Raw genomic sequence first — 25,633 nt, forward strand, 5'->3', positions numbered from 1 at the left:
ATGCCTATTGGCCCATTCACTCCCATAATCAGTAAAGTGATACGTACTCTATAGACCATATGTATGTGCTATTATCTATATGTAACCACTCTCTTTTAGCGGAGCTAAAAGAGAGTGGTACAAACTGACTACCAGTTTTACTTTGGAATAATATTTGCATCTATCACTAATTTTGTAACCCCTTTATCTATAATAGAAGTAATCTTATTGATTTTATAGCTATATCCAGGATTCAATAAGACTTCGAGTTCATTTTGATAACCTTCTAATCCCGATACATAAGCACCTTGCGTTCCCTTTAATACATGTAAACGTAATATGAATTTTCTTGTTGCAAAAGCTCCTACTTTTTCACTGGATAAAGACGTACTCAGAAACCCTAAATTTTCTTTTATTTGTCCTTCCCATTTTTTTTGGAATGCTTTCACATTTTCAGGATTATTAAAATTATAAGCTGGGTCTGTTAAAGACATATCAAATTCAGCCGCACCCATTCTACGATACACTGTGATATCCTCCGGAATCGGTTCCGTTTTTAGCGCCCCTTCTATACTTGTAATTTTTTTATCTAAATCTGGATTAGGGTTTTTTTCCGGCCCTTGCTCCCACAGATATTTATTAATCTCTTTATACTCTTGCCCCAGCATATACCCATTCAAGTTGGTTTTTTGATCTTCTGTTAAATTCTCCCCCCATGCTTTATACTGTTTCTCTCCCCATTCTTTCGCTTTTGATGCATCATCTTTAAAATCTAAAGGTTCTATTACTGTAGCATCCACTTTTACATATTGTTTCCCCTGCTTCGTTATCACTTTTACATTTTCAGGTTTTATACCATAACCATCTTTCAATAACATATTCATATCAGCAAGTTCTTCGGGTTTATACAACATCGCATGCGTACCGGCTGGTAAATGTAAACAAAGGATAATCGGATTCTTTGCATTTTTCCCACTAGTAAGATCTGTCTTAGTATACCCATCTAATCTATATGTTTGATTTACAATTTGCTCTTTAAATTTGTTTATATTTTCTAACGAAATTTCAGATGGGCTGTCATTTTTGTACAAATTTTCTGAAAAACCAAATGTTTCAGGTGTTTCCTCCTTATATACAGCCATAGGACGAGACAAAGAAGACTTTGTGAATATTTTCTCTACATCCTCAATGGACTTATTTAACGTCGTATCTTGGTCATACTCATACGTATAAATATGATCTTTTACATAGCGGTTCATTTCCTCTATGTTTTTCATATAGTCACGGAGTTTCGTTTTTTCTGTTGATGAGAGTGAACTTTCTACTTTTTTGTATTCGGTGTCTTCCCAACTTTTTACATCTTTTTCTGGTTTTTGATCTAAATCTATTTCATCCGCCGTTACACGCACCGTATTCCCGCCTGCGGATTCAAGGTTCATAGGAAGCGACTGTTGTTGCACTGTGGTTGGCTTCGTTTCAGGTAACACCTGTTCGGCATAGGCTGAAAGCGGCGCCAACAGTACTTGTCCAGCTATCGCGGTTGTTGCTAAAACCTTATATATCGTTCCTTGTTTCATTATTTATATAACTCCTTTCGTCTTACTACCTTCCTACATCGGATTGCTATGACTATCTATAAAGCATGGTTCCCGAATACAGGTCATCCGGCAGATCTTTAGGGAGCGATAGTATTATTATAAACAATTGCTACCTCATAATTTTCATCTGGCAGATCTTTAGGGAGCCAGTCAGCTAGTGATACTTCACCTAGGGCATTCTCACCAGGAGAATCATATACATGTTGTAATACCCCGCTTGAACGACTTGCCACCTGGATTAGAATCTGATGAGCAGATTCATCAGCTGGTAGGAGTGTAATTTTTTTATTTCTTAATTCACTCAATGGCATCTGTAGGCCTATATATTTTAATAGACCACTTAATAGACCAGTGGATTGAAATTGACAAATCATCCCATCAATGGATTGTACTCCTTTAGCTAATGTACCATCTTCAAGAAAATAATAATTATGATTAAATTGAACTGATGGATAGGTATTTTGATCTTTAGCTCTAAACCAGCCACTCGCTGCCGCACCACCATTTTTTTCATCAAAGTAATATTGTTTCCCCTTACTATCTGTAAACCAGCCAGTTTTTTTGGACCCATCATTATTGAAATAATAAGTTTTTCCATCTATATCTTTTTGAATACCCAGTAGTTGATAGAATAAAATATTCATACCTTGCTTTAATTTGGCATGATAGATATTTTCATCCCCTGTCTGGCTCATTTGATTGTGTATCTCATCATATGTTTGACGATCCATCCCAATCCTCATAACTTCTGGATTGACGTTTTGATATATAATCTTATCCCCATCGATTTTTGCTCCTGGAAACGCAGTTTCTACGGCTTCTCCTAAAGTTATTTCTGGTTGGCTTTGCTGGTCATAGTTTGCTGCCTTTCGAGCTGAAATGTACCTTTCTTTCGTATCATTGATCGTACTTATCGTAATAGCTGCTGTTTTATTTTCAATATCGTTCATAACATTTTCCCATTTTTGCGAATCATCCACAATTGCATCTCCATCTGAATTGTATGTTTTGTAGTTTCCAGATGTTTGTGTCGTTTGAATTTGTAAAGGATCACCCTGTTCTATTTGTTGTACCTGGTTATAACTCAACTTAATAGGCTGTGCATTGAAATCATCCATCGTATTCCAAGCAATTGGACCTTGTGTTGTGGACGGATAAAATGTACCAGGGTTTAACACGTTTGCTACTGTATTGGATTTTGCCATAACGGTTGCGATAGTCGGTGCAGAAGAGCCTTCTCCTACAACAAAATTAAGCGTAGGTTTTACATTGTAAATGGGCGCAGTTCCAATATTTACATATCGCACATTTCCATTTAAAAAGGCGGCTTCAGCTGTATTAATTCCTAATGTTTCGCTCCATGATTTTCCATCACTATGCCCACTTGTATTAGAATTCGACTGATCTACAGATACACTCGTCGTATAATCATGAGAATAAGTTGCTGATACAGAAACAGACCACGGATAGCCAGCAGATACAGAGGCCCCTATTGTATTTGACTCCGACGTACTATTTGTAGTGGAGATTCCAACGGTATGACTTGATTCATTTGTTTCCGTCCCCCCTTGATCATGAGACACGTTTTGATTCTTTGTTAGTATCATTTTTTCCATATTGACCCCTACTTTTGGAAAAGCAGCCACAATAGGATTTTTTGCTTCTGATAAAATACCACCATCCACATGATCTAACACTTTATCAGTATCTGTATAAGGGTCTCCCGTAGTATGTTTATTCAGTGGATCCGATTTGTATTTGGTATACCCTTGTGCTTTCAGCGCGTCATCCCATTTTACAATGAGACCGTTTTTCACCGTATATCCATTTATTTCCCAATCATCTGGAATGTTATCATCATCAGAATCGATTGTAACGTCCCCATCATCATCTGCCATGACATTGTTTTTGGATGATATTGTAAATTGTTTAACTTTATCCTTAGAAAAATTAGGTAAGACTAAATTATTTTCTGGCACAACTTCTTTTTCTTTTCCATTCACAGACCACAACATCTCAAATTGTGAAGCTACATTTTTATCTGTGTGATATTCTACCGTAATGGCATATGTTTTCCCTTTCTCTAGGGTCATCTTTTCTTTCATGGGAGCATCTTGTACAATTACCTTCCCATCGATTTGAATGGTTGCATGTGAATCATCTGATGTAGAAAATTCATATTCGCCACTTTCACTCGGTTGAATGTAGCCCATCCAACGTACAGATTGGAACTGTTGCTTATCTTTCGATAAGACCTCCTGTAGCGTTTCTGTATTGAGTTGCGTTTTCCCTGTAGATTGAACTGTAAACATAGTCAAATTGTGAAACGCATCATCTGTATAATAATTTGCTAACAAACCATGTTTCACTTCTTTTGGGTCTTTGGTTTGTTCACTAGAATCCTGTGTAGCTGCATATGAAATCGCGGGACCCATGAATTGGCTTACTAGCATGGTGGTCGCCAACACTTTGTATATATTTTTTATCTTCATCTCGTACTCTCCCTCTATACATGTAAAATGAAGAGAACGTGTAGATAATATCCCTCTTCATCTCCGTACTCATTATAACAAGGACAAAGTGGAACGAACTAAAAGAAAATAACCTTTATTAAATGTAATTCACTGCAAATAAATCCTTTTATAGACAAATGATGGTTCTGGTGCAAAGAAAGGATACGTTCCCAAGAAATAATGAGGATTCCTATTGGAATCATTCTTTACGCTGTTAATCCAAATGATTGATGAATAAATTCTTTTTGATTTTGAACAGACTGATTCCGTAAATCAACCTGTTCTTTTTTTATCATATGCATGGCTTCTACTCCTGCAAGTATACATGTAGCGGTGCCAAAAGATTTAAATCCTAACATAGAGCGTACACGTTTTTTAATGAATCGATGGTCTTGCTCCACTACGTTATTTAGATATTTTATCTGCCGAATTTGGCTTAGTCACAGGGTTCTTGCTGTAGACCGCAAAGTAGCTATTCGTATACATCAAAGTGAAGCCAATTTTGGCTTTTTTTATTTTTCCCTAAACTACAAGTATAGATAGTTATTCTATATAAAGGGAGAGACAGGCATGAAGAAGAATTGGACAGAAAATGAACTATTAGAACATTTTATTTTGGGGGACATCGAGCGCAAACTGATTGGTAATAAGACGGGTGCCAGTCGTCTTGGTTTTACTGTTCTATTGAAGTATTTTCAGCATGAAGCTAGATTCCCAATAAAGAAAAGTGATGTTCCGAAAGCAGTGATTGAATATCTCGCAAAGCAACTTAACCTCTCTTCACATTTATTTGATAAGTATCGTTGGGGATCAGAAGAAAGAAACTATACTTACCATAGAAAACAAGTTCGAGATTTTTTTCAGTTTAAAGAGTTTACTCATACAGAAGGTGAGCGGCTGGAACAATGGTTAAAAGAACAAATCGCCTTTACTCATGATACCGATTACTTAATAAATCAAGTATATTCTCTCTTTCGTAAGTGGAAAGTAGAACCTCCTTCTATTGGAAGTATGAAGCGAATGATTGATTCTGCTATTCATACATTTGAACAGAAGTTGTATCAAGAAACTTACCAGAAACTGGACATTCAAACTTGTCATCATATAGATAATCTTTTGGAATCTCATGATTATCAAGAAGACCAAAACATGATTACTTTTCGACAATTGCTATCTTCCCCCATAAACCTAGTGTTGCTACCATGGAGATAGAGCTTAAAAAATTACTAACTATTCGTCACCTTCACATCCCAGATGGCCTATTTCATCATTTACCTCCTAAATTAATCACAAAGTACCAAATACGTGCAGCGACTGAGACAATAACAGAATTACGTGCGCATCCTGCACCTATTCGTTATACCTTACTGGCTATCTTATTTTCTTATCGTCAGTCTGAAATTATTGATAATTTAGCAGATTTATTAGATGAAATTACACACAAATTTGAAAATAAAGCGAAGAATACCACACGTAAAGAAGCGGTAGCGGATTTAGAAAAGGTGCAAGGGAAAAATAAACATATTTTAAACTTGTTGCAAGCAACCATTGATCATCCCGATGGAATCATTCAAGATACATTATATCCTATCGTTCACTCTTCCACGATTAGAGATATTATCAAGGATTTATCCAAAAACAATCGGGAATATAAAGAAAAAATCTATATAAAGATGCATGCTTCTTATCGTGGCCATTATAGAACTGCTATTTGTGATATTTTAAAGAACCTCACATTTCGATCGAATAATTTATCATATCAACCTATCATTGAAGCTCTTTATTTTATTCAGAAGCACAGTAATAGTAGTCAACGCTTTTTTCTATGGATGACAAGGTCCCTATTGATGGTGTTATTCAGCCGAAGTGGAAAGAAATTATTATTGAAACAGATAACAAAGGGATAGAACGAGTGAATCGAATAAATTATGAGATTGCAGTTTTACAATCACTTCGAACACGATTACGTTGTAAGGAAATATGGATCGAAGGTGCAAATCGATATCGAAATCCAGATGAAGATTTACCACAAGATTTTGAAGAAAATAAAGAAGAGTATTTTCAGGCCCTAAAAGCACCGCTTGATGTAGAACCATTTATTTAAGACATTATGCAAATCATGAAAAATAAGTTGAATATGCTACATGAAGGACTTGAAAGTGGAAGTAACACTAAAGTTGTAATTACAAGTAAAAATAACAAAGGATGGCTTAAAGTTACTCCATTAGATAAACAAGTTGTTCCACCCCATCTCCCTATGATTAAACAGGAAATTCGGGACCGTTGGTCCAATATTAATCTTCTCGATTTATTAAAAGAAACAGATTTTCATACAGGATTTACAAAACATTTTAAAACAACAGCGGATAGGTCTATTTTAAGTGAAGAAACCGTTCAACGTCGACTTCTTCTTAGCTTATTTGGATTGGGAACCAATACTGGTTTGAAAGCAGTTTCAGCTGGAAACAGTCAAGATTCTTATAGAGAACTTCAGTATATTCGCAATAAATTTATTTTCCAAGCGCCAGGTCTAAAACCTCCGACTTTAGTCGGATAGCTTTTAGCACGTTAAAAACAAAGGGTTTCGCCGATACTAGAGTAGAGGTGAAACCAATGTTGGATTACAAGACAGGTGGTCATTCTGTATATGAGATGAAGTAGCACTTTGTATGTGTCACGAAATATAGATATCACATTCTAACTGGAGAAATTGCGCATCGAGTAAGAGAAATCATACGGCAGTGTTGTTTAACTCGAGATATTACAATCATAAAAGGAAGTGTAGGAAAAGATCATATACATCTCCTACTATCTTGTCCTCCGACAATTGCCCCGTCAAAAATCATACAGTATCTCAAAGGAAGAGCATCCAGATTATTGCAACAAGAATATTCACAATTAAAAAAGAGATATTGGGGTCAACATTTATGGGCTAGAGGATATTTTTGTGCAACGGTAGGTGCTGTGAATGAGGGAACCATTCGCAAGTATATTGAAGGATAACAAGGTGAGCATGATGATGTTTTTGATGTGAAAGAATAACAGGCTTTAGCCTGAACACGCGACTTTCAGTCGCAATTAGAACCTACCGACTTTAGTCGGTAGTGGTTCAGTTCATTTATCATTTATTTGCACCAGAACCCTTAATCTTGTTGTATGGTATAAAAAAGATAGTTATCATAAAGTTCGTTCTTGCAAGTTGATTAATTATTTTTCAAATGATAAAAAGTGTTGGTTTATGGATTTGAAGAATTAAAATCTTAAATAATAATAGAGGAATTAATTAAAATTATACCGAAATGAATTGTTATTGATAAAAAAGAGCGCCTGTGAAATACAAGACGCTTTTTTTAAATAGATAAAGGAGAGTATTATAGAAAAGATCATCATGAAGCATTCCTACTTACTTAATCCAGTCCAATAAAAATCAACAAGTTGTTTTGCAAAATCTTCTATATTAGGGATTAGGGGCTTTTGATTAACATCTCTGTATCCTCCAACGTACAGCAAAGCAACAAAGGCATGGGCACTTAAAAGCGAGTGATTTTTAGGGATTTCTCCTTCTTTTATTGATTTATCTATGGTTTGTGCCAATACTTCATACATTTTATCTTCTGCATCTTGCATTTGTTTTAAGTACGTATCAGACAGGGAAATCTTTGCATCCCTCATAAAGCTTTTTATATCAATGTCCATTGTAGTGGTTAAATGGATTTTTGCAACATCAAGTAAGCGTTCTTTAAGAGGCTTATTTGTTGAAAGAATCCTATACATATTTTCTCTAATTCGAAACATCATTTGAACCATTGTATCCGTAAAAAGATCAGCCTTAGTAGCATAATAATAGTAAACAGTTGCTTTTGTCACGTCACATTCTTTAGCAACATCATCCATAGAAACAAGTTGATATCCTTTGCTTAAAAATAATTTTGTGGCAGTATTTACAATTTTATTTTTTGTAGGGAGTGTATTCTTATTTTGACGTGGTCTTCCCAGAGGACGCAGTTTTTGTTCCAATTGTGTTCGCTCCTGACTTTTCGAAGTTACAACTATTATAGCATATTAACCTAATAGTTCTTGATTAATTAACTAACTAGTATATATAATTAATGAAAAAAGTTTAGTTAGAAAGGTGGATTACAATGAAAAAGCATTCTCTATATACTTGGGGGAAATTGGTTGGGGGACCAAAAGCAAGGTGGATTACTATTTTGGTATGGGTCTTATTAACCCTTGTTTTATCATTTACATGGCCAGCAGTTAATACCGTTGAGGATGAGACAGCTCCAAACCTTCCTAAAAATGCTATATCACAACAAGCTAGTCGTTTAATTAAAAAAGAGTTTCCTAATGATGCTGGAAACCCTGCTCTTATCGTTTGGCATAGAGACAAGGGTTTGAAAGAAAATGACTTTAAGGCAATTCAAGATACTTACAAACAACTTAAAAATACACCATTAAAAGATCAATCAATGTTACCACCATTTGATACCATACCACAGCAAGCATTAGCAAAGAGTGTTTCAGAAGATGGTACATCTCTTGTAACTCCTGTATTTTTCAACACAACAGCAGGAACAGCTATTCTTCAAGAGAATATGAATGAATTGCAGCGTGTTATAAAGAATACTTTGGCAGATGATCCTTTTAAAAGAGACATTTCTGATTCTGGTCTGCATGTTCGTCTTTCAGGGCCAGTTGGTATTCAGACTGATGCAGTAAGCTTATTCAGTCAGGCTGATGTGAAATTACTAGTTGCAACAGTGTTACTTGTTCTAGTTTTACTTATTCTTCTGTATCGCTCACCACTTTTAGCAATCTTACCTTTAATTGTAGTTGGATTTGCTTATGGGGTAATTAGTCCAACTTTAGGCTTTTTAGCAGATAAAGGATGGATTACCGCTGATGCACAAGGAATTTCAATTATGACTGTACTTTTATTTGGAGCCGGTACTGATTATTGTTTATTTCTTATTTCGAGATATAGAGCGTTTTTATTAGTAGAACGAAATAAATTTAAAGCGCTGCAACTTGCTATTAAAGAATCGGGTGGCGCAATTATCATGAGCGCTCTTACAGTGGTAGTTGGATTGGGTACCCTTTTACTTGCTCATATTGGTTCTTTCCATAGATTTGCAGTGCCATTTAGTGTGGCTGTGTTTCTTATGGGGGTTGCCTCATTGACGCTTTTACCAGCATTATTAGCTATTTTGGGAAGAGTAGCATTTTTTCCGTTCATACCAAGAACGAATGAGATGAATGGAGAACGTGCTAGGAAGAAAAAGAAAGTGATTAAGGTAAAGGAATCGAAAGGACTTCTGAGCAGAAAACTTGGAGACCTTGTGATACGTAAACCGTGGACTATTATTCTGCTGACACTATTTCTATTGGGTGGCTTGGCATCTTTTGTTCCACGAATTCATTTTACGTACGATTTATTAGAATCATTTCCTAAAGACATGCCATCACGTGAGGGATTTGATTTAATATCAGATCATTTTTCACCTGGAGAATTAGCACCAGTACAAATTGTTGTTGATACAAAAGAGCAGGACATACCTGTCACAACAGAATTAAAAAAACTTTCTTTTGTAGATCAAGTAACGGAACCTATAAAAGGGAAATACAATAGTCAATTACAAATGTATGAGGTTTCCTTACAAGAAAATCCATATTCAATTGAAGGCATGAATAAAATCCCTGAGTTAAGGAAAAGTTTGAAACAAATGCTGAAAAAATCTGAAATAAATAATGCTGAGAATCATATATGGATTGGGGGAGAGACAGCTTCATTATATGATACAAAACAAACTACCGAGCGTGATCAAGATGTAATTATCCCTGTTATGATTGGTATTATCGCATTATTATTACTTGTGTACCTGCGTTCTATTGTTGCAATGATTTATTTAATTTTAACAGTTGTATTATCTTTCTTCTCTGCATTAGGAGCAGGCTGGCTATTACTTCACTATGGTATGGATGCTCCCGCAATACAAGGAGCAATCCCTCTATATTCATTTGTATTCTTGGTAGCGTTAGGAGAGGACTATAATATATTTATGGTTTCTGAAATATGGAAGAATAAAAGAAGCCAGCCACACCTTGAAGCAGTCAAAAACGGAGTTGTTCAAACAGGTAGCGTTATTACGTCTGCTGGTTTAATTTTAGCTGGAACATTTGCGGTGTTAGCTACTTTACCGATTCAAGTACTTGTTCAATTTGGTCTTGTTACGGCAATAGGGGTACTATTAGATACATTCATTGTAAGGCCGCTTCTTGTCCCTGCTATTACAGTGGTTCTAGGACGATTTGCATTTTGGCCAGGAAAGCTTTGGAAGAAGAAAGAAACAAAAAAATTAGATGGTTGATCATATAATAAAATTAATAACCAAGGGAATTTTTATTTCCCTTGGTTAAAATGTTTGTAACTACTCAGCCACTTGTCGGCGTCTTTTTTATTTTACTAGTTTCATATGCCCTCTATCTGTAAATACTGAGTATATCAAACAGTTTGGAGGTGATAGTATGGTCGATCGAAAAGTCATTTTAACGGCCTATAAAAAAGGTCCTGAAGCTGTTATTTCGGTTCTGGTGCAAAGAAAGGATACGTTCCCAAGAAATAATGAGGATTCCTATTGGAATCATTCTTTACGCTGTTAATCCAAATAATTGATGAATAAATTCTTTTTGATTTTGAACAGACTGATCCCGTAAATCAACCTGTTCTTTTTTTATCATATGCATGGCTTCTACTCCTGCAAGTATACATGTAGCGGTGCCAAAAGATTTAAATCCTAACATAGAGCGTACACGTTTTTTAATGAATCGATGGTCTTGCTCCACTACGTTATTTAGATATTTTATCTGCTGAATTTGAGTGCCTAACGGCACTTTTTTCTCGCTCTTTAATTTAGTGATGGCAACTGGATAAGCAGGATTTTTATCAATTGTGATTGTACGAGGTTTTGAGATATGAAAAGACTGCAAAGCCTTTTTAAAGAATCGCTTTGCAGCCTTATGATTTCTAGTTTTACTGAGATAGAAGTCAATCGTATTTCCTTCAGAATCAACCGCACGGTATAAATACATCCATTGCCCTTTTACTTTTATATACGTTTCATCCACTCGCCATGAATCATTTGTTTGTTTCAGATGACGTCGGATCCGTTGATCCCGTTCCGGTCCGTATTGATGGACCCAGCGCATAATCGTTGTATGAGCTAAAGATAATCCTCTTTCTTCCATCATTTCCACCAAATCTCGAAAACTTAGATTGTACCGTAGGTACCAACGTACAGTTAATACAATGATATCCGGTTGATAATGCTTCCATTTAAACAAATTGTCCTTTTTCATACTGATCACACACCTTTTATAGAGTAATACTATCAGTATGTCCAAGGTTTAGAGATTACTTGCAATTAACCTAATTTTTTTGCACCAGAACCGGAAAATTTATATGATCAAAAAGATCCCGATGATCTAAATCGGAATGGGAATAAGGTAGAGTCGGATGGATTCCTAGATAACCTAGTAGTAGTTATGGCAGGAGCTACCGCTGATATGTATGTTGTACCTTATACAGGGGAGCTCAAAGAACCTGCACAAATCCCTGGTACTAATCTGAAAGCAAAGAAATTTACTGTTATTCCAGAGGACACTGCGGTAGGTACTCTGGCTCACGAGTATGGTCATAATCTTGGTTTACCTGATTTATATGATTTTGGTGGTAAAGGATCCGCTGATATGTGGTCATTAATGGCTTTTGGTGCACTTAATGGACAGCCAGAGGGAATCGAACCTAGTAACTTTGATCCATGGTCCAAAATGTTTTTGCAGTCTACTTATGGAGGGGATTGGATTAAACCCATCGAGGTAGATTACAAAGATTTCGAGAAAAAGAAAGAGTTTGTATTAGAAGAAGCAACTAGTCACGATCCTGCTCGAAAAGCAATTAAGGTGAACCTTCCTCCAGTAGTGAAAAATGGCGTACAATATCCTAATTATTATCTCATAGAATGGCGTAGCCATAACGGGGCGGATAAAGGGCTTGATAAGACTGCTGCTGGCTATAAAGGATTATCAGCTGATCTTGGAATGATTGTTTGGTATTATGATGGACGTTATACCGACAATCAAGAAAGTGAACATCCTGGCCATGAGATGCTTGGGGTTATCGATGCGCATCAACAAATATTGTATTACAATCATGATAAAACGAAGCCGGCTATAAGTAGCTTACAAAATGCGGATGCAGCCTTTGGCCTACGCAAAACTAGCCCAATTAAAGTAGAAACACTACAAGGAAACGTAGAGTCTCCTGCTCAAGAAGGAGTGTCTACTTTTAGTGATCAAAATAATTATACAGACAAAATTCTTCCGAAATTGGGCCTTCAGTTTAAAGTCGTAACAGAACGTGAAGATGGACGCGGTGTAACTATTGAAATTTCTAAAAATAAATAAAAAGTTTTTTATGTAAACATAGGAAAAAAACGAAGAATCATATGTGATTTCTCTTGAAATGGGATATAGCTGTACATGAAGAAATGAGCGATTTTCGTTCGTTTCTTCATGTACAAACTTTAAATACAATCAAGTTACCTATATGTTTATTTTCCCATCGTCTTCAAATGTAAATTCCATCCAGAAACAATACGACTCAAATATTTAAATAACATTGTAGAACAAGATCATCGTTTTATTAAAAGACGAATATGCTCTATGCTGGGATTCAAATCCTTCCAAACGACCAGCACATCTTATTTTTAATTGGCTAATTGCTAAAAAAGAAAAAACGCAATCCTCTTATGAAAGCGTCTTTTCTTTGTATCTATGCTTATGGACAACGGAAAGGCTGTCACTTCCACTTCTTGAATTTTTAGAAGTAATAAAAGGTGCTTCACATCCATAACATAAAATGTATGCGGAATAGGACCTATTAGATTTTGATCCTACTTCCTTCGACATACAAGAAGTGAATAAAGGATGGGGCTATTGCGATGAGTGAATACCTACAAATTAAAGAAACGATTTTCTGTACACTCATATAATAAAGAAAAATTGAGATGTTACCATTCATCAGGAGGAATTATATTGCCACTACTCTTTATCTTGCTATTTTTTATCGGAAATGTTCTTATTTATTTCAAATCATCTCGATGGAAAAAACAACAACATCTTTACGTTCAGCCCTTCACATTTCTTCTCGATTATTATATTTTTATTATTCCTATTATCGTACTCATACTTGTCTTAGCTCTTCCAGGTATCTTTATTACTGGCAACCATGCTTTAGATACCATTATGACAAATATATTTATAATTGAATTGTGTTTGTTTGGTTTACCCGCGCTCCTATTATGGAATTTTTCTATGGTGTATCCGAATCTACAATTTCTTTGTTCTTTATATGACAAAAAAATTTTGAATTACCAAGTTTTGAAAAGAGGTACTTTATGCTTAGAAGTCATTCTATGTTGTATCCTTATTCCATCGATTCACTACATAGGCATCATCTTTTTAATTGGAATGAGCCTGTTTTTAGAATATAAGATTACAGATGACTCTTAATTAGATTGTTATATCAAAAGACTGCTGTTGTTTCACACGGCAGTCTTTTTAATCTTGTTTTATGCCGTTAATCCAAACAGTTGGTGAATAAAGGTATTCTGCTTTTGGACAGACTGACCCTGCAAATCAATTTGCTCTTTTTTGATCATATGCATCGCTTCTACACCACTTAAGATAGACACAGCCGTTTGGAATGATTTGAATCCCAACATAGAGTGTATCCGTCTTTTAATAAAACGATGATCTTGTTCTACAATGTTATTTAAATATTTGAGTTGTCTCGTTTGGATACCTGCAGGTATCCAAACGGATGCTCAGTTAGTAAAAGATACAATTCAACAAAGGTTGCTTCTTGTCATGTTTCTCCGATACAATAGACATATAGAATCCAAAATAGAAAGGTGACTCACTTTATGAATCAACCTTTAGTGAATTTACGAGTCGACTTTGCTTTCAAGCAATTATTTGGTGTACAAGGACAAGAGGAATTATTGATTTCTTTCTTAAATGCGATCTTGCAAGAGTCATTATCTACACCGATTGTATCGTTAAAAATTGAAGACCCACAGCTGCATAAAGAATATGAAGAAGATAAATTATCCATACTAGATATATTAGCTACACTTCAAGATGAGACAAAAGTCAATATTGAAATACAGTTGCGAAATACACAAGAGATTGTGAAACGTTCTTTGTATTATTGGAGTAAGTTATATACATCTCAATTAGAGCAAGGTATGCCTTACCGCTCTTTACGCAAAACCATTGCCATCAATCTATTAGACTTTAAGCTTTTTCCTCATTATGATGATATGCATACAGTTGGACAATTTTGGAGTCAACAACACAAGGAAGTGTTACTCGAGGACTTGGAAATACATTTCATTGAGATTCCAAAGTTATTAAAACAATGGAGAGAAGAAAAAATTAATCCATGGGAAAATGAATTTGCTCGTTGGTTACTTTTGTTACCAGCGCACGAAGATGAACATTTGACCCACACTTTGGAGGACATCGCCATGAAACAAGACCCAATGTTACAAAAGGCAATCCACAAATGGGAAAATATGAGTCAGAGTAGTTCGTTCCGTCTCGCATATGAAGCACGGGAAAAAGTATTATTTGATGAACAAGCAAAATTAGCGCATGCTCGTGAGGTTGGTATAGAAGAAGGGAAGAAAGTTGGAAAAGAAGAAGGGCTTCAAGAGGGTATAGTAAAAGGAAAAGAAGTTGGCATTCAAGAAGGGAAAATCCAACTGATTCAGGGCATGCATAAAAATGGCATGGATATCGAAGATATTGCGAAGTTTACAAATATGGATATGTCGGAAGTACACCAGATTTTGAGACAATAATAGATAGACATCTCATTGAATGAGATGTCTATCTATTATTGTCTGATTAATCAGATAAAACAAGATTCACCTCGCCTCTACAAAATAAACGATTGTATTCTTCTTGTATACTTTGGAGTTGTAGACTTAATCCTTTTGCAAGTGGTTTCGCCTTGGGATCTTGTTGTAAGGTAAGCAACAATTGCGATACTTCTAACAGGGCTTAGTGACAGGGTAGCTGCTCTAGTCCGCAGGACTTTTTCCATTAAAAGTAAAAAGGTGGATGAATGCTATGATGTAACTGTAATTTCTTTGGCGCACTCTTTTTTAAATTGCCTCTTTGCTCTGATTAATGTACTTTTTGAAATCCCCATTTTTTCTTCCACTTCTTTGTAAGAATGATTATGTAAAAGAAATAAAGCATGTTCTATTTGTATCTTATTATATTTCTTTGGTCGCCCTTCTTTAAAATTAGGATTTAGCTTTGCAATTGCTTTTCCTTCTTGCGTACGTTCTACAATCATATCTCTTTCGAATTCAGCAAATGCGCTCATTACATTAAATACAAGCCTACCTGTTGGTGTATCTTCAACTAATCCCATATTGAGTATATGAACCTTTACACCTTTTTCAAATAGGGTTCTAATTATATGTATCGCATCAACTGTTGAACGTGCAAAACGATCTAGTTTTGTCACAACAAGCGTATCCCCTGTTTTTAATATAGATAATAATTCCTGAAACTTTGGACGAGCTGTTTTTGTTCCAGTAAACTTTTCAGAATAAATTTCTTCACAGCCTTCATTTTGCAATGTTTGAATTTGGGACCTCAGGCCCTGGTGTAATGTACTTACGCGTGCATAGCCATATTTCATAAAAATCGCTCCTTTTTCCCTGTAACTTTAGACCTTAAGTTATGACACCTGTCTACATACTGATATTACAGCATTCCAAAAACAGAGTCAAAACTTAAAAGTTATGACTCTGTTTGTACAAGAATGATAACTTTTAAGCTACTTGTAATTTAATTGGTATTCTTTGATTCATATTTAATTTAAAAATTCCATATGGATTCACATGATGATAAAATAACGGGGTTAAACCTCGGAAATCTTCTATTGTCATTTTTTTCAACCAATATTGTTGGTTATCGTATAGAATTTCTTGTACCATTAAGGTATTCATATAGACCAAACAATTTTGAAGTAGCTGTAGTGATAAGGCCGATACTTCTTGATCCTCTAGTGAATTGGAGCGTAATTCACTATTTTTTCCATAGAAAATATAAGTAGTTACTGAATTCCATTGCTCTACAGTATTTAATCCCTCTTGAATTTCTCTACGAATATCTTCGGAGTGTAAATATTCACATAAAAAAATGGTTTTCATTGCTTTTCCAAGTTCACATAATGCTAAATATGTTGGATGCTTTGTATCCCTTGTGAATCGTTTTAAAATAGATTCGGCAGAAGCTGTTCCCAATCTTAGAGCAGTTGCAAACTTAACAATTTCTTCATATTGTTGTTGAATAAGATCCCAGTTAATCGGTCTACTTAAAACAGGATGTAACTGAGGGTATTCTTCGTTCATCCCAGCTTCAGGACGATACAATTTTTGAGAACCAATATTCTTGAAACGTGGCATAAGTTTGAAGCCTAACAAGTGACAAAAGGCAAATGCAATCACACTTTGCCCATGCGTATCTACATAGTTTCGATCAATTTCCATATCTGTGCAGTGGCGCAATACACCTTCCATCATTGCAGCTACTTCAGAAGATAAACAAGATTTAATTTGAGAATACACACATGCAGAATTTCGATCTGTGTGCCAATAAATCATAATTCCATGTTTTCTATAACGAGGATGCCACTCTGTTAGTAGGTTTTGATCCCAAGCGCCATAATGTTTAGAATCCGAGGCACAAGCAGTGGTAGCTTCTCCCCATACATTTTTCTCTCGATGATTCATAATTTGATTGATTACTTCTGCATTCGCTTTTCTTAAATGATCTTTATGTATAAATTTCTGACGCATATATCGAAGCTCTCGATAATTATCAATGGGGTTTCCAGCAGCTACTGCTTTTAACCCAGTGTTTGTTCCTAATCCAAATAAACAAAGAAGTAAACGACGTTGAATCGTTTCTGAATCTAATATTTCTCGGTTAGCTGTAGTTTTAAAATGTTTGGTGAATCCTGTATGAAAGTCGGTTTCTTTTAATAAATCTAATAAATTAATATCCTTCCATCTATTTTTAACTTCTTGTTTAATAGTTGGTACAAGTGGAGGTTCCAGTTGTTTATCAAGGGGAGTAACTTGAATCCATCCTTTATTACTTTTAGTAGTAATCACTATTTTTTTATTACTTTGACTCTCTAATCCTTGATGAAGCATTTGTAGTTTCCCTTTCATTAACAGCTTTATATTTTCAATAAAAGGCTTCACATCAAGTGGTATCTTTAATGCTTCAAAATATTCTTCCTTATTTTCTTCAAAATCTTGTGGAAGATCTTCATCTGGGTTACGGTATCGATTTGCTCCTTCAATCCAGATTTCTTTACACCGAAGTTGCGTACGAAGAGATTGAATTACTGCAATTTCATAGTTAATTCGATTGACTCTTTCAACTCCCTGACTATCCGCTTCGATAATGATATTTTTCCATTTAGGTTGAATGACACCCTCAATTGGAACAGTATCTTCAATTGCAAAATAACGTTGGCCACTTTCTTTATATTTTCGGATAAGTTGGATAGATTCAATTACAGGTTGATGTAATTGGTTATTAGACCGAAAGGTAAGATTCATCAAAATATCAATAAATGTCCGTCGATAATGTCCGCCATAAGAAGCATGCATCTTAGTATAAATCTTTTCTTTATATTCACGATCATTTTTTGTCATCTCTTTTATTATATCTTGAATTGTGTTAGCGCTAACAATTGGAAATAAGGTATCTTGAATAATCCCTTCGGGATGTTCTACAGTTGCTTTTAATAAGCTTATAATATGTTTATTTTTTCCTTTTACCCGTTCCAATTCTGCAATGGCTTCTTTCCGAGTTGTATTTTTAGCTCTATTTTTGATTTTAAGTGTAATTTCATCTAATAAATCTGCTAAAGAATCAATGACTTTCCCATATTGGTGTGAAAAAAGGATAGCTAATAATGTATAACGAATGTGGGACGGATGCGCACGTAATTCCGTTACAGTTTCTGTTGCTGCGCGGAAACGATATTTCTTTTCTAACTTTGGAGGTAAATGCTGAAATATTCTAGGAGGAATTTCTAATTGTTGGATGGCTAACAGTTTTTTTAATTCTGTTTCCATAGTATTTACACTCGGTTTACATGCAGACGATAAAAGATATCGAAAAGATAACTGATTTGAATTTATTTTTTCATACATGATGTCCACAATTTCTAAATCCTCATTTGATTGCACATTTAATAATGCATCTAATCGACAACAAGTTTCAGCGGATAATTGTTCGGAAATTGTATAATATAGATCTTTCTCATACGTATCAATAGCGGAATGAATCATTCGTTTTAAACTACCTTTAGAAGGTGGTTCTACTTTCCATTTGCGAAATAAATGATAAGCTTGACCAGATAAATCTTCCATATCATGTGTAAGTTGTACTTGTTCTTTTAGCCATTGTATCAATTGGAGATTATCTTTTGAAGTGATCTCTCTGAAACCAAAGAGATCACGAATGATTTTTCGATGATCTGTATAACTTCTTTCTTTTCCGCCCCATCTATAATGTTCAAAAAAATCTTCAGGTAACGCATCTATTTGATGTGCTAAATGTTGAACAATATCTTTTGAGATATCTTGTTTTTCGCTTGGAAAACGAGCTTCCTTTTGAAAATATTTTAGTAAGACAGCAAATCCCAGCCGATTGGCGTTTGTTTTTTTACTCAATACTAAATGACGTTCATTTGGTAACAGCATATAGTTCTCTAATAATTCTTCTTCAGTCCAACTTTTTTTCAATATTTCCCCTCATCTCATTACGTTTATTTAATAAATAGTATAATTGAGAGAGAGCATAACCTTCAAGAACACCCTGTTTTACTATTAATGGAAAAAGTCCTGCGGACTAGAGCAGCTACCCTGTCACTAAGCCTAATACGAGTTTCAAGTTCCTTCTCAAGCTCTGCTAAATGGACTTGAATCGGTTGATTAAAAATAGTTAGACCGTTCTCAGCAAGTAAAGTTTCTTTTTGTTTCCACTCTAGATCGCTAATGAGATCATCTTCAAAACTGCGAAATCGGATACTATCCCGACAAAAAATATCTCCTGCTTCTAAACCATTTCGTAAAAGTTGATAGACGAAAAATTCATAGCGATCAGCGATGGCTGCCAATTTGGGACGTTCCAAGATAGCAAAGGCTCGATCCTGAATCTCCTGAAAAGTAGCCTCTGCAGGGATTTGATCATCAGTGAATAGGTAAAGTACTTCTCCTACTGTCCTTATATTCTGGTTTCTTTCTAGATGAGATTTGTATACTTGTTCCTTTCCTGCCGATTTCGCTTCATCCATGTAACGTCTTACTCGATATGTAAACGTATGGATTAGATTGTCATGCATCCGTTGATAGCGATGGAAAACAAAACATAATAAATACAAGTAACCAATCCACTCATTTAATCGTTTCAGTTTATAAACAGAGTAATAATCTACCAAGGAAGCATAATATTTGATACTCTCGTTAGAGATAGCAAACTTGGGTAGCAATGTTTGAGCGTGTTGATATAAATTTTGTATTTGCTTTCCTCGATCCATCTCCTTCTTAATTTCAGTGATACTAAAATCTTTCGGTTCGTGTTTCAGTCGGGTGATTTCATATAGACCTGAAGAATCTTCTAACAATCGCTTCAATGCTTTGATAGTGGGTAGACTCAGATGATTTTGCAACATTGTAATTAAACGGTTTTGTTCGTAGGTAATGGCTTTCCCTATCGTTTTTTGCATAAAGCTGTAACCAGGGACAATAATCCGTTGTTCGGATAAATAATTCATCATTTCACGGAAGATATAAATTGGCTTACTACAAAATGTGGCAGACTTACGAGCCTTCTTCTTTAACAGTCGCCGTTTTTCAGCATCACAATTTTGGTAATTGAACAGTTCAAGAATGAAGTGTTGTTGTTTAAGCTTAGTAACTTTACCAATGGAACTAAGGTCAGTTATTTTACTACCATTGAAATTTTTTTTTAGAATATGTCGCAAATCTTCCGTTACTTCATGGAGATCGAAGGTAAAAAATAAACATTTCGCTTTAAAATAGCCGAGTTGTAGGATAAAGTAAGCCTTAGATTTTACAGAGCGGAATGTTTCTACCAATTCTTTTTCTGGTTGAGTGAGAGAAAAATATTGACAGCGATCTTCATAGGTAAAGTTCGGTATAGAATAAATCGTTTGTATTTCATCTTCATTAAGAATTCTCAAACGTTTTTGGTTCGTTGTGTTTTTTTCGATATCCATAATATTTGTCCTCCCTGTGACAGAGCATATATAGCTCGTTATATTCCCTAAAATCTGAAATTTAGGGAAGCCTTTAGGAACCCCCATTTCCCTAGTCTAGAACGTTCCCTATTTATTCTCCCTAAATGTAAGGTTATAATCAAGAGGAAATCTACAGGAAAGAGGAATTTAAATGGGGAATGTTTATGGATATGCTCGCGTGTCAGCTGCACATCAAGATTTAGAAATACAAATCGAAGAATTACAACGATATGGTGTCGATAAGCTATTTTGTGAAAAGATATCAGGTAAGAATGTGAATGACCGTACAGAATTTAAGCAGTTACTAGAAGTAGTGCAACCCGGTGATACGGTGGTTGGTTACAAATTAGACCGAATGGGACGATCCATATCTGATGTGTTGAAGACCTACGAATCATTTACTGAGAGGGGGATTCATCTCGTTTGCATATCTGACGGGATTGACACACGCCGGAACAACGATATTATGACCAAAGCAATGGTTACGCTGTTGGGGCTGTTTGCGGAAATGGAACGTAATTTCATTCGTGAACGAACGATGGCAGGCAAGCTCAGAGCGAAGGGAAATGGAGTAAAGTTTGGGCGTAAAGGAAAAAACAAGGATTTAGTAGATCATGCCATTGATCTTTGGAAAACTGGAAAGTACACAATTAAACAGATCGAGAAAAAAACGACTGTAACAAAATCAACGTTATATCGTGAAATCGAAAAACGTGGGCTAGTGAGGGAATCTTAACTTTACTGTATCTGTCTTTACAAATAAAATCACTAAAATGTCTTTGAATCGAGTAGAACAGACTGATTTAAAGACATTTCTTTTTATAGAACCAATCCTTAATGTACCTTTTGGAGGGGATGGGCAAGAAACCCCATATTGTGTTAAGTATTGGAATTTTTCAAGGCTATTGCGGTAGGGTTAGCTGGGATTGTGAAGAAATATAGTGTAATCGTGAAAATATATATAAATATAATGCATGTATGGATGATTTGTAAGCGGAATTTTGGAAAGGAAGTGGAGAAATCATGATACATCGGTATGAGATTGATTTTTCTGTGATGTATGATGGAAAGGTAACAGACTTACAATCAGCAATTATTCCAGCACATTCTTTAGAAGAAGCAAACAAGAAGTTACAATCGGAAGTAAAACGGCGGTTAGGGACATGTCGTGTCAAAATTGATCATACAAGTTTACTTGTTTCAGAGGATAGTCGATATACAATTAGATGAACTAAAGAGGAGAGTCTTGCGAATAGCAAGGCTTTTTCATTTGGAAATGGACATGAATTTTTCTTGAAAAGATTCCATCTGGACGGAGACTTTTGAATGTTAATTTAGATGTTGCCGTGCCCCTGGTAGTGAAAATGTCAAAATTGTATTTCGTTTTTTATAAGAGCTTTTTGTGGAATAGAGACATATTTCTAAACAAAATTATCTATTCCAAGGGGGTATTAAGTTGCCGTTATAAGGTTCTTAAGGAAAGCAGGTATATGTGCATAAGTTATGCCCCCTAACATAGACTTAAGCACACATACCTAGACATATGTGCTTAAGTCTATGTTACTATTGTTATGTGACAGATGGAGAGATTTTCAAAGTTATGGAGCATGAAAAATCTATTTTGGATACAAAACATAAGAAAATGGTGCTTCTGCTGATTGAAATGGCTAGATTATATGATGAAATGGATCATTCAAGTGGTTGGAAGTGTGTTGGGAAGGGAGCAGATTTTCTGTTATGATAGAAAAAGCAATGAATCAGCGAGGTGAAAGTAATGATTTTTTTATTTCGATTTGATGTAACAGACAAGGGAATGGATTTTATTCTAAATGAAGAAATAGCAAAAGATATGTATCCTGATTTGGAAGAAATGCTCCGTGATTTAGTGAGATCTTTATGCTCAATGCTTGAATACTATAAAGTCTATAACAAAGAGAAAACCATCTTTTCAGGATTCATTCACGATAATGGGGAAGCGGAGGTTACACTCAGTAAGGGTTTGGGAAAATACATTGATCCATATACCAAGAATCAAATTATCTTTGATCATGGAAAACTTATTACTGAACTTTGTACCACAATCATGGATCGGAGATCAGCAGAAGCCCAATTAAAAGGAGAACGATGGTAGATCATAGTTCTATTTTCATAAAAAAGTTTGATTAAATTGTAAGGACTGATAAGTGGTGAGTAGTTCAATGAAATACGTGTTAGAAAAGTTTTATACATACGTAGAAAAATAAAGCACTCATGGCTAATTTGTTGTATACTAAAGAAGCTCAAGCAAGAACTATATTATGCGGTTTTAGGCATAAAAAACGTCTTTTATCAGCACATAAAAGACGTTTTTTATTTGAACAGTATTAACATAGCATGTCTTATGAGTAGTAAGACATGCTACTTTCAGAAAATGTGCTGATTGTGAAACGTATATTATCCCTACATAGCTTGTTGCACAAACCGAATCCGCAAGTATATCATATCATAAATCAATGATGAAAAAGCGATGTGTTTCACCATTCTTTGTATATATTTCTAATTAGATGTATACTAAATATGATTTCTTTTGTGAAAATTTTTAGGTGTTTTTCAAGTCAGGTTATGGTCGTTATCTAATCTATTGTATGTATCTGCAGTGAGGCTCTTATGTTAATCATAAGAGCCTGTTTGCATGTTCAATTTGTTTTTATGTACAATAAGAAAAAAGAGATCTTATCAGACAGGGGGAGGAAGCCCATGTCCAATCAAAAATTGGTCAATTTACGTATTGATTTTGCCTTTAAACAATTATTCGGGACATCCGGAAGCGAAGATATTTTGTTAACATTTCTAAATGCAATGTTAGCTGATTCATTGGAATCGCCCATTCAATCCCTTCAATTCGAAGATCCACATTTACATCGAGAACATGAAGAGGATAAATTATCGATTCTAGACGTATCGGCTACATTAGACACTGGAACCAAAATTAACATTGAAATCCAGTTGAATAATAATCATGACCTTTTAAAGCGTTCCCTATATTATTGGAGCAAGCTCTATGCATCTCAATTAAAAAAGGGAATGCCCTACAGCTCATTGCATAAAACCATTACAATCAACTTATTGAACTTTGTCATGTTTAAAGACTATGAAGCATTTCATACGACGGGGAAACTGTGGAATATGCAACAGCAGCAACTCTTAAGTGATGATATCGAAATTCATGTCGTGGAAATTCCAAAATTGCTACAGCAGTGGCGAGAGGAAAAAGTAAATCCATGGGAAGATTCTTTTGTTCGGTGGTTATTACTATTACCAGCCAATGAAGATGAGCATTTAACACATACTCTGGAGGCGATTGCGATGAATCAGGATCCAATTTTACAAAAGGCAATAGATAAATGGGAGCATATGAGCCAAGATGCTTCGTTCCGTCAAGCATACGAAGCACGCGAAAAGATATTGATGGATGAAGCAGCAGGTATTGCACATGCGTTAAATAAAGGGCGAGAAGAAGGCATGAAAAAAGGACTTGAACAAGGCGTTCAACAGGGAAAACGTCAAATGATTCTCGGTATGCATCGTTTACAAGTCCCAATAGAAACCATTGCACAAGCCAGTGAACTCACGATTGAAGAGGTAAAGAAAATCATAGAGCAGGCATAAAAGAGGCGGTCCAAATGATGTGCACCCCAATTGTTAGACACAATTAACAATTGGAGGTGTATTTTTTTATGGGAAAGTTTTCTCCTAAAGAAAAGATACAGATAGTAAAACAATATTTTAATGGAATAGATGGTGGAAAAAGGCTTGCTAAATCTCTAGGGATTCATTCTAGTGTAATTTATCAGTGGATCAAACAATATGAGGCATTTGGAGAAAAAGCTTTTGAAAAACGCTATACAACTTATTCGCTTCAGTATAAACTAGATGTGCTTAAATATATGGATACGCAAGGGACATCTATTAGAGAAACAGCGGCAATTTTTAATATTTCCTCTCCTGAAATAATTCGTAGATGGAAAGTAGCTTATGATTCAAATGGTGTGGATGCCCTACGTTCAAAGCGGAAGGGACGTCCAGCTATGAAAAATAAGAAGGTTAAGGTGCAACCCAAAAAAGATACAGTGCTAGTTGAGGGGTCTATAGAAGCACTACAAGCAGAAAATGAACTTTTACGTATGGAAAATGATTATTTAAAAAAGTTAAATGCCTTAGTTCAGAAAAAGAACAAATCATAGATCAAGACAGAGCACAGGTAATTTATGAATTAAGGCACGAATACAAAATCATCGATCTTGTGAAAATCGCTGGTATTGCCCGCAGTACGTACTATTACTGGATTAAACAAATGGAACGTCCAGATAAATATAAGAACATTAAAGAATTAATCCAAGAGATTTTTGAAGAGAATTATGGTAGATACGGTTATCGTCGTATCACATTAGAATTACGTAACCGTGGATATATATTAAACCATAAAACAGTTCGTCGTTTAATGAATATTATTGGATTAAAATGCATGGTTCGTATAAAAAAATACCGTTCATATAAGGGAGAAGTAGGGAAATTCGCAAAGAATATTTTGAAGCGTGAATTTAATGCATCTAAGCCTAATGAAAAGTGGGTAACAGATGTCACTGAATTTCATCTCCATGGTAAAAAACTATATTTATCTCCTGTTTTAGACTTATATAACGGGGAGATTATAGCTTACAATATAGAAAATAAACCTGTGTATTCACTTGTATCAAAAATGCTTAATAAAGCCTTTACACGCTTAAATGATGGAGAAACTCCTATTCTTCATTCAGATCAAGGATGGCATTATCAGATGAAGATATATCAACAATCACTAAAAAAACATAAGGTTATCCAAAGTATGTCCCGTAAGGGAAACTGTTTGGACAATGCAGTCATAGAAAACTTCTTTGGCTTATTAAAATCTGAATTATTCTATCTTAAAGATTTTGAAAGTATGGAGCATTTTAAGATAGAATTAGAGAATTATATTCATTATTATAATCACAAAAGAATTAAAGTGAAGTTAAATGGAATGAGTCCAGTACAATACCGGACTCACATCCAATCAGTCGCTTAACTTCTTTGTCTAACTTTTTGGGGTCAGTTCA

At 35.1% G+C, this 25,633-nt stretch carries 18 protein-coding genes and 5 pseudogenes; 14 read left to right on the forward strand and 9 right to left on the reverse strand.

The features are described 5' to 3' along the window. Positions 1 to 137 precede the first annotated feature (137 nt). The 3 genes and pseudogenes from MHI28_RS35085 to MHI28_RS35095 form a co-directional block, all read right to left on the reverse strand. Positions 138 to 1,556 carry an ADP-ribosyltransferase gene (locus MHI28_RS35085; RefSeq protein WP_078187774.1) on the reverse strand — a complete coding sequence of 473 codons (1,419 nt, stop codon included), beginning with the start codon at positions 1,554 to 1,556 and terminating at the stop codon, positions 138 to 140. A gap of 98 nt (positions 1,557 to 1,654) precedes the next feature. Next, complete coding sequence (locus MHI28_RS35090) at positions 1,655 to 4,069, reverse strand: binary toxin-like calcium binding domain-containing protein (RefSeq protein ID WP_340829287.1); 2,415 nt, start codon at positions 4,067 to 4,069, stop codon at positions 1,655 to 1,657. 227 nt (positions 4,070 to 4,296) lie between these two features. Further along, a pseudogene (locus tag MHI28_RS35095) lies at positions 4,297 to 4,524 on the reverse strand (DDE-type integrase/transposase/recombinase); the annotation flags it as partial. A 136-nt stretch (positions 4,525 to 4,660) separates the two neighbouring features. On the opposite strand from MHI28_RS35095, the pseudogene MHI28_RS35100 reads away from it, so the two are divergent. Together MHI28_RS35100 and tnpA are read left to right on the forward strand one after the other, a co-directional pair. Continuing rightward, positions 4,661 to 6,605 (forward strand): annotated as a pseudogene (locus MHI28_RS35100) (DUF4158 domain-containing protein); the annotation flags it as partial. Between the two features lie 101 nt (positions 6,606 to 6,706). Continuing rightward, a pseudogene (gene tnpA, locus MHI28_RS35105) lies at positions 6,707 to 7,093 on the forward strand (IS200/IS605 family transposase). A 396-nt stretch (positions 7,094 to 7,489) separates the two neighbouring features. Here the strand turns inward: tnpA and MHI28_RS35110 are convergent. After that, complete coding sequence (locus MHI28_RS35110) at positions 7,490 to 8,107, reverse strand: TetR/AcrR family transcriptional regulator (protein WP_078188087.1); 618 nt, start codon at positions 8,105 to 8,107, stop codon at positions 7,490 to 7,492. Positions 8,108 to 8,232: 125 nt separating this feature from the next. Between MHI28_RS35110 and MHI28_RS35115 the strand changes: the two genes are divergently transcribed. Together MHI28_RS35115 and MHI28_RS35120 are read left to right on the forward strand one after the other, a co-directional pair. Further along, complete coding sequence (locus MHI28_RS35115) at positions 8,233 to 10,461, forward strand: MMPL family transporter (protein ID WP_078188088.1); 2,229 nt, start codon at positions 8,233 to 8,235, stop codon at positions 10,459 to 10,461. Positions 10,462 to 10,618: 157 nt separating this feature from the next. After that, positions 10,619 to 10,753 (forward strand): hypothetical protein, encoded by a 135-nt coding sequence (locus MHI28_RS35120; RefSeq protein WP_340829292.1) that lies wholly within the window; start codon positions 10,619 to 10,621, stop codon positions 10,751 to 10,753. Here MHI28_RS35120 and MHI28_RS35125 read toward each other — a convergent pair. After that, positions 10,742 to 11,449 carry an IS6 family transposase gene (locus tag MHI28_RS35125; RefSeq protein ID WP_340829295.1) on the reverse strand — a complete coding sequence of 236 codons (708 nt, stop codon included), beginning with the start codon at positions 11,447 to 11,449 and terminating at the stop codon, positions 10,742 to 10,744. The two genes, MHI28_RS35120 and MHI28_RS35125, sit on opposite strands and share 12 nt — an antisense overlap. Positions 11,450 to 11,656: 207 nt before the next feature. Between MHI28_RS35125 and MHI28_RS35130 the strand changes: the two genes are divergently transcribed. From MHI28_RS35130 to MHI28_RS35140, 3 genes and pseudogenes are all read left to right on the forward strand, one after another. Further along, positions 11,657 to 12,556, forward strand: coding sequence for an immune inhibitor A domain-containing protein (locus MHI28_RS35130; RefSeq protein ID WP_340829297.1), 900 nt, complete (start codon positions 11,657 to 11,659; stop codon positions 12,554 to 12,556). Between the two features lie 192 nt (positions 12,557 to 12,748). Further along, positions 12,749 to 12,850 (forward strand): annotated as a pseudogene (locus MHI28_RS35135) (IS6 family transposase); the annotation flags it as partial. A 336-nt stretch (positions 12,851 to 13,186) separates the two neighbouring features. After that, a complete protein-coding gene (locus MHI28_RS35140; protein WP_340829300.1) occupies positions 13,187 to 13,663 on the forward strand; it encodes a hypothetical protein in 477 nt (158 codons plus the stop codon). 59 nt (positions 13,664 to 13,722) lie between these two features. Here the strand turns inward: MHI28_RS35140 and MHI28_RS35145 are convergent. Further along, positions 13,723 to 13,965, reverse strand: a pseudogene (locus tag MHI28_RS35145) (DDE-type integrase/transposase/recombinase); the annotation flags it as partial. A 111-nt stretch (positions 13,966 to 14,076) separates the two neighbouring features. Between MHI28_RS35145 and MHI28_RS35150 the strand changes: the two are divergent. Next, positions 14,077 to 15,018, forward strand: a complete 942-nt coding sequence (locus MHI28_RS35150; RefSeq protein ID WP_075716962.1) for an Rpn family recombination-promoting nuclease/putative transposase — start codon at positions 14,077 to 14,079, stop codon at positions 15,016 to 15,018. Between the two features lie 269 nt (positions 15,019 to 15,287). Here the strand turns inward: MHI28_RS35150 and MHI28_RS35155 are convergent, their stop codons facing one another. The 3 genes from MHI28_RS35155 to MHI28_RS35165 form a co-directional block, all read right to left on the reverse strand. Next, a complete protein-coding gene (locus tag MHI28_RS35155) occupies positions 15,288 to 15,872 on the reverse strand; it encodes a recombinase family protein (RefSeq protein ID WP_340829306.1) in 585 nt (194 codons plus the stop codon). 133 nt (positions 15,873 to 16,005) lie between these two features. After that, complete coding sequence (locus MHI28_RS35160) at positions 16,006 to 18,960, reverse strand: Tn3 family transposase (protein WP_445661820.1); 2,955 nt, start codon at positions 18,958 to 18,960, stop codon at positions 16,006 to 16,008. 104 nt (positions 18,961 to 19,064) lie between these two features. Beyond that, on the reverse strand, positions 19,065 to 20,498 hold the full coding sequence (locus tag MHI28_RS35165) for a DUF4158 domain-containing protein (RefSeq protein ID WP_340829312.1): 1,434 nt from the start codon (positions 20,496 to 20,498) through the stop codon (positions 19,065 to 19,067). A 172-nt stretch (positions 20,499 to 20,670) separates the two neighbouring features. Here MHI28_RS35165 and MHI28_RS35170 point away from each other — a divergent pair, with 172 nt between their 5' ends. The 6 genes from MHI28_RS35170 (at position 20,671) to MHI28_RS35195 (ending at position 25,602) form a co-directional block, all read left to right on the forward strand. Next, positions 20,671 to 21,255 (forward strand): recombinase family protein, encoded by a 585-nt coding sequence (locus MHI28_RS35170; protein WP_078188238.1) that lies wholly within the window; start codon positions 20,671 to 20,673, stop codon positions 21,253 to 21,255. Between the two features lie 287 nt (positions 21,256 to 21,542). Further along, the gene (locus tag MHI28_RS35175) at positions 21,543 to 21,749 is read left to right on the forward strand and encodes a hypothetical protein (protein ID WP_340829317.1); all 207 of its coding nucleotides are present in this window, start codon (positions 21,543 to 21,545) and stop codon (positions 21,747 to 21,749) included. A gap of 370 nt (positions 21,750 to 22,119) precedes the next feature. Continuing rightward, positions 22,120 to 22,260: a hypothetical protein gene (locus MHI28_RS35180; protein ID WP_340829319.1), complete on the forward strand. Its 141-nt coding sequence runs from the start codon at positions 22,120 to 22,122 to the stop codon at positions 22,258 to 22,260. A gap of 33 nt (positions 22,261 to 22,293) precedes the next feature. Beyond that, positions 22,294 to 22,650 (forward strand): hypothetical protein, encoded by a 357-nt coding sequence (locus tag MHI28_RS35185; RefSeq protein WP_000576480.1) that lies wholly within the window; start codon positions 22,294 to 22,296, stop codon positions 22,648 to 22,650. A gap of 605 nt (positions 22,651 to 23,255) precedes the next feature. After that, positions 23,256 to 24,167, forward strand: a complete 912-nt coding sequence (locus MHI28_RS35190) for an Rpn family recombination-promoting nuclease/putative transposase (RefSeq protein WP_006917372.1) — start codon at positions 23,256 to 23,258, stop codon at positions 24,165 to 24,167. Between the two features lie 68 nt (positions 24,168 to 24,235). After that, a protein-coding gene (locus MHI28_RS35195; protein WP_327947199.1) for an IS3 family transposase occupies positions 24,236 to 25,602 on the forward strand; the annotation gives its coding sequence in 2 pieces (ribosomal slippage) (positions 24,236 to 24,698 and positions 24,698 to 25,602; 1,368 coding nt in all). Positions 25,603 to 25,633: the final 31 nt, after the last annotated feature.

The organism is Bacillus sp. FSL K6-0268, assembly GCF_038005425.1.
Taxonomy (GTDB): Bacteria; Bacillota; Bacilli; order Bacillales; family Bacillaceae_G; genus Bacillus_A; species Bacillus_A thuringiensis_S.

Bases quoted from the DNA above. Each gene is read 5' to 3' on its own strand.
- MHI28_RS35085 (WP_078187774.1), bottom strand. From the start codon at position 1,556: ATGAAACAAGGAACGATATATAAGGTTTTAGCAACAACCGCGATAGCT.
- MHI28_RS35090 (WP_340829287.1), bottom strand. From the start codon at position 4,069: ATGAAGATAAAAAATATATACAAAGTGTTGGCGACCACCATGCTAGTA.
- MHI28_RS35115 (WP_078188088.1), top strand. From the start codon at position 8,233: ATGAAAAAGCATTCTCTATATACTTGGGGGAAATTGGTTGGGGGACCA.
- MHI28_RS35120 (WP_340829292.1), top strand. From the start codon at position 10,619: ATGGTCGATCGAAAAGTCATTTTAACGGCCTATAAAAAAGGTCCTGAA.
- MHI28_RS35125 (WP_340829295.1), bottom strand. From the start codon at position 11,449: ATGAAAAAGGACAATTTGTTTAAATGGAAGCATTATCAACCGGATATC.
- MHI28_RS35130 (WP_340829297.1), top strand. From the start codon at position 11,657: ATGTATGTTGTACCTTATACAGGGGAGCTCAAAGAACCTGCACAAATC.
- MHI28_RS35150 (WP_075716962.1), top strand. From the start codon at position 14,077: ATGAATCAACCTTTAGTGAATTTACGAGTCGACTTTGCTTTCAAGCAA.
- MHI28_RS35155 (WP_340829306.1), bottom strand. From the start codon at position 15,872: ATGAAATATGGCTATGCACGCGTAAGTACATTACACCAGGGCCTGAGG.
- MHI28_RS35160 (WP_445661820.1), bottom strand. From the start codon at position 18,960: ATGCTGTTACCAAATGAACGTCATTTAGTATTGAGTAAAAAAACAAAC.
- MHI28_RS35165 (WP_340829312.1), bottom strand. From the start codon at position 20,498: ATGGATATCGAAAAAAACACAACGAACCAAAAACGTTTGAGAATTCTT.
- MHI28_RS35170 (WP_078188238.1), top strand. From the start codon at position 20,671: ATGGGGAATGTTTATGGATATGCTCGCGTGTCAGCTGCACATCAAGAT.
- MHI28_RS35175 (WP_340829317.1), top strand. From the start codon at position 21,543: ATGATACATCGGTATGAGATTGATTTTTCTGTGATGTATGATGGAAAG.
- MHI28_RS35180 (WP_340829319.1), top strand. From the start codon at position 22,120: ATGGAGCATGAAAAATCTATTTTGGATACAAAACATAAGAAAATGGTG.
- MHI28_RS35185 (WP_000576480.1), top strand. From the start codon at position 22,294: ATGATTTTTTTATTTCGATTTGATGTAACAGACAAGGGAATGGATTTT.
- MHI28_RS35190 (WP_006917372.1), top strand. From the start codon at position 23,256: ATGTCCAATCAAAAATTGGTCAATTTACGTATTGATTTTGCCTTTAAA.